We start from the raw sequence: 3,753 nt of genomic DNA, 5'->3' as shown, positions 1-3,753 counted from the left end.
AGCGCCAACGACGGGCTCGCCCCGATCACGTTCGAGCAGCGGATGACAGAAGCACGGGAAGCTTCAACGGCCCAGCTCAGGGCCGAAGTGGCATAACACCGTCTCCACGCTTTCAGGGGATTGACAGGAGCTTGCTCCGGAGCGATCGCTCGGCAGAAAGCTTGTCCATGAGATTCTCCTTCGAGGAATACGGTCACCCGGCTGCCGGGTGGCATACAGAACAGTCCGCCCGCATCAACAACCCGCAATCGGTTTTCTTGGCAGGATTGCCGGGAAGGCCGGTTCAGCGAGCTCGAACCAGAGGGTTTCGCAGCCCTCTGGATTCCCGCGAGCCGGGGCCGCTCGTTCGCGCGAGACGGTCTGTCACTGGTTGCGTGCCCAGCCGGTCTTGGCGTGGCTGATCGGAACCAGCGGGAGCGCAACCCCCATCACCATCGACACAAGTTGGTACGAAGACAGGACAGACCTCTCCAAGCCCGACTACATCCTTGTACTACATTCGCAGTTCTTGGGGGACGGGGTCTCCACGTCGCCGGTGATGGCTGATCAGGGCGCGGGTCTGGTGGATTCGGCGGAACAGTGACCAGTGCAGGACGTGGTCGATGGTGCCGGCGGCTGGGATGAGGATCCTGGCGAGGAGGCGGCGGATCTCGTTGAGGGAGGGCCGGATGAGGGGACCGGGATTCACCGGGCCAGGGACCTCTCCCGGTTGCGGGGGTCTTTTCCCTGGTCGGTAGCGGTGGTGTCGGCGGCGGTAACGGCCAGGAACGCGACGGCGAGCATGCAGGTGGTGACGTGCCGGTGCCAGGGGGTCCATTTGCGGACCTGGTATTGGTCCAGGCCGACGAGGTCTTTGCCGTGTTCGTTGTTCTCCTCGATCTTCCAGCGCATCCCGGCGATCGCGATGAGCTGCGGGATCGTGGTGCCGGGCGGGCGTGGCACAGGAAGTGCTCGAAGTCGGTGGGGTCGGAGATCGAGCGGCGCACCAGCAGGAGGTGGGCGTACCCGTCGGCGGGCGGCTGGTCCTTCACCCGCACGGTGATGGCGGCCCAGTCGTAGTAGCGGCCGCCCTTGGTGCCCTGCCCGGCCGAGCGGCGCTCGAAGTCGGCGCCGGTCAGCCGGGAGGCGGCCTTATCGGCGCGGGTGGCCTGGCCCCGCGAGCCGATCAGGGGCAGGTCGACCGGGACGGCCATCACGTACGGGACCTCGGCGCCGTGGCAGAACGCCCGCAGGTCCGGGTCACGGCCGTACCCGGAGTCGGCGGTGAACCAGCCGAACGGGGTGGCGGCGGCGATCTCCTCGGCGAGCATGCCGATGACCTGCTGCGGCTTGGTCGCGAACTCCACCTCGGCGGGGCCTGCGGCCGCGGCGCAGCGGCCCGGGTCCTCGGTCCAGGATTGCGGCAGGTACAGCCTGCGGTTGATGAACGCGTGGCCGCGCGCCGAGGCGTAGGTCAGCATCGGCAGCACCTGGCAGTTCTCCACCTGACCGGTCGCCCCGCAGTGCCGGTAGGCGACCCCGACCGACTTGTCCCCCTTCTTGATCGCCTGGGTGTCATCGGCGATCAGCACCCCGTCATCGGCCCCCAGATGCTCGACCACATACGCCCTGACCTGGTCCCGCAGCACATCGGCGTCCCATTTCGCATCGCCCAGCAGCCACTCGAACCGGTAGGCGTTGCGATGCCCGACGTGATCGGCCAGCTGCCACGAATTCTTACGGGGCACATCGGCCAGCAGAGCGCGTACCAGGTCACCGAACGTCGCCCGCGGCTCCGGCCGCCGGAACAACGGCCCGGCCACCCTGCCGGTCAGCTCCGCCAGCGCCTCGTCCCAGGACACGACCTGATCGTAAGTGATAGGGGAAGTCACCCCATGATCGACGGGCCAGCCCACCCCACGGTTTCAAGATCTGCGAATGTAGTACTGGGACCGCAACGCCGATGTTCGGCTTGACGCGCCGTTTGATCAGGTGCCGGTGGTTGGCGAGTGGTGTTCTAGCAACTCTTGGCGGCCTTGGCGCTCTCGGCCTTGTCGTTCTGCCAGTAGGGCAGCTTCGCTACCGTTTTTCCTGGACCGATGCAGCGCAAGAAGCCCGTGTAGTTGTCGTTGTTGTATATCCGGATGGTGTACTTCGAGCGGTTCCAGATCGAGGTGATCTCGTTGTCGCCGTTCCACCAGTCGATCTGGTATTTGGCGCCGGACTTCTTCGGCTTCCAGTGGACATATCTGGAACCCTTCCAGCCACCGTCCTCCCACATGCAGACGCGACCTTTCGAGCATGAGGGGGCTGCCTGGGCGGGAACTGCTGAGAAGCCGACGGACGCCACGATCGCTGCTCCGGTCGTGGCGGCTAGGCGCTTGGTCATGCGACGTACGTCACCCATTGAGGTCCTTTCTGGATGATCTTGGACGAGATCGACCGCTCCAGGGGGTCGGTCAACTGGTTAGCCTTGCCGCTCGGAGCGTGTGGAGTAGGCGCCGGTCACCGGGCGGCCGTGCATCGCGATGCCGTCGCCCGTCCGCCAGATGCTGGTGGTCGCCGGGTCGCGCCCGACGCCCTTCCTCTTTCATCTTCTCTGCCTCTCTGTCTGTGACGGCAGGGCAGTGTCTGGGTTCGACTCTTCAGCGAGGCCGCTAGTTCCCCACATCGACGGAACCGGTCGGTTCGAAGATCGCGGCGTAGACGATCACAACCAGGGAGGCGGCTCCGAGGAGCCCGTGCGGGACCACCCACCAGCGGCTCACCCACTTGGTGCCCACGGCGAGCAACAGTGGAGCGGCCATGATCACCCAGACCAGCAGGCTCAAGACCCCGCACAGCAGGGCGCCCGGTGTGGTGCTGCTGCCGTCGCGATAGTGGGACATCACGAAGCCGGCCCAGATAAGGAGGATCATCAGCGCCGACAGAATCACATGGACGGCAAAGTAGAGGACCCTGAGAATGGTGCTCACTCGCTGCTGCTCTCCCATGTCAATTCGAAGATCGCCCGATTCGGTATGGCTCATGTTCGAGATGCTGCGGCAGGCCTCCGTCTGTAGAAGTTGAGGCGGTGTGCGAGATGGCCGCTTATTCACAGGTCGGAGTTAGGTGTATGGATGACGGCAACCGCGAGAGCGAGAACAGTCTCCATCCAGACGCTTCTTTGTCGGACGGAGAGGACCGGTTGACGACGGGCAATGACGTCTGAGCGTCTGTGGGCTCAGGTTAGAGCGGTCTCCGAGGGCCCTCCTGTTTACCGGGGTTCCTGTGTACAGCGTTGGTGGTTTCGCGATGGCGGCGGGGCCTTCGTCGGTTGGAAGGTTGGTTATGGGCTGTCTGCGTGTTTGCTGGGGGAGGATCGGTGGTTCCAGCGGTGCAGGCATTGGCGGGTCCAGGAGGTGTGGCGGGTGCGGAGCACGTCGGCGGTCAGGTCGGTTCGTCCGAGATCGCGGTAGTTCGGCACCCAGGTCTCGACGGTCCCGTAGGAGTTGCGCAGGGTGTACAGGTCCCACAGTTCGATGTTCGCGACCGGACGCCCGGCGGCGGTTTCGTAGGCGTCCAGGAAGGCCGCGGCGGTTTCGGGGCCGTGCAGCAGGATGAGGTCGAGACGGCACCAGCCCACGTCGAAGCCGAGTGGGGCCAGGCAGCCGCCTAATGGGAGCTGCCGGGTCGTAGAGACTCGGTAGCCGTAGCCGCCAGCAGGTGAGCACTTCCGCCGCCGGAAGCGTCCGACTTCTGTGGTCAGACCGTGCCCCTGCTGGCCGGCCGGGA

The 3,753-nt window shown here is 65.4% G+C and carries 4 protein-coding genes; all 4 read right to left on the bottom strand.

The genetic code is table 11. The features are described 5' to 3' along the window. Positions 1–428: 428 nt before the first annotated feature. Positions 429–1,841, bottom strand: a complete 1,413-nt coding sequence (locus tag ABGB11_RS42220; protein ID WP_347641329.1) for an IS701 family transposase — start codon at positions 1,839–1,841, stop codon at positions 429–431. A 155-nt stretch (positions 1,842–1,996) separates the two neighbouring features. After that, the gene (locus ABGB11_RS42215; RefSeq protein WP_347641328.1) at positions 1,997–2,386 is read right to left on the bottom strand and encodes a peptidase inhibitor family I36 protein; all 390 of its coding nucleotides are present in this window, start codon (positions 2,384–2,386) and stop codon (positions 1,997–1,999) included. A 250-nt stretch (positions 2,387–2,636) separates the two neighbouring features. Next, positions 2,637–3,008: a hypothetical protein gene (locus tag ABGB11_RS42210; protein WP_347641327.1), complete on the bottom strand. Its 372-nt coding sequence runs from the start codon at positions 3,006–3,008 to the stop codon at positions 2,637–2,639. 299 nt (positions 3,009–3,307) lie between these two features. Next, on the bottom strand, positions 3,308–3,753 hold a 446-nt coding region (locus ABGB11_RS42205; RefSeq protein WP_347641326.1), incomplete at its 5' end, for a hypothetical protein.

Source organism: Actinomadura sp. B10D3, from assembly GCF_039871695.1.
GTDB classification, from domain to species: domain Bacteria; phylum Actinomycetota; class Actinomycetes; order Streptosporangiales; family Streptosporangiaceae; genus Spirillospora; species Spirillospora madurae.
The sequence above is the reverse complement of the archived record's forward strand: the minus strand, read 5'-3'. Positions and strand labels throughout refer to the sequence as shown.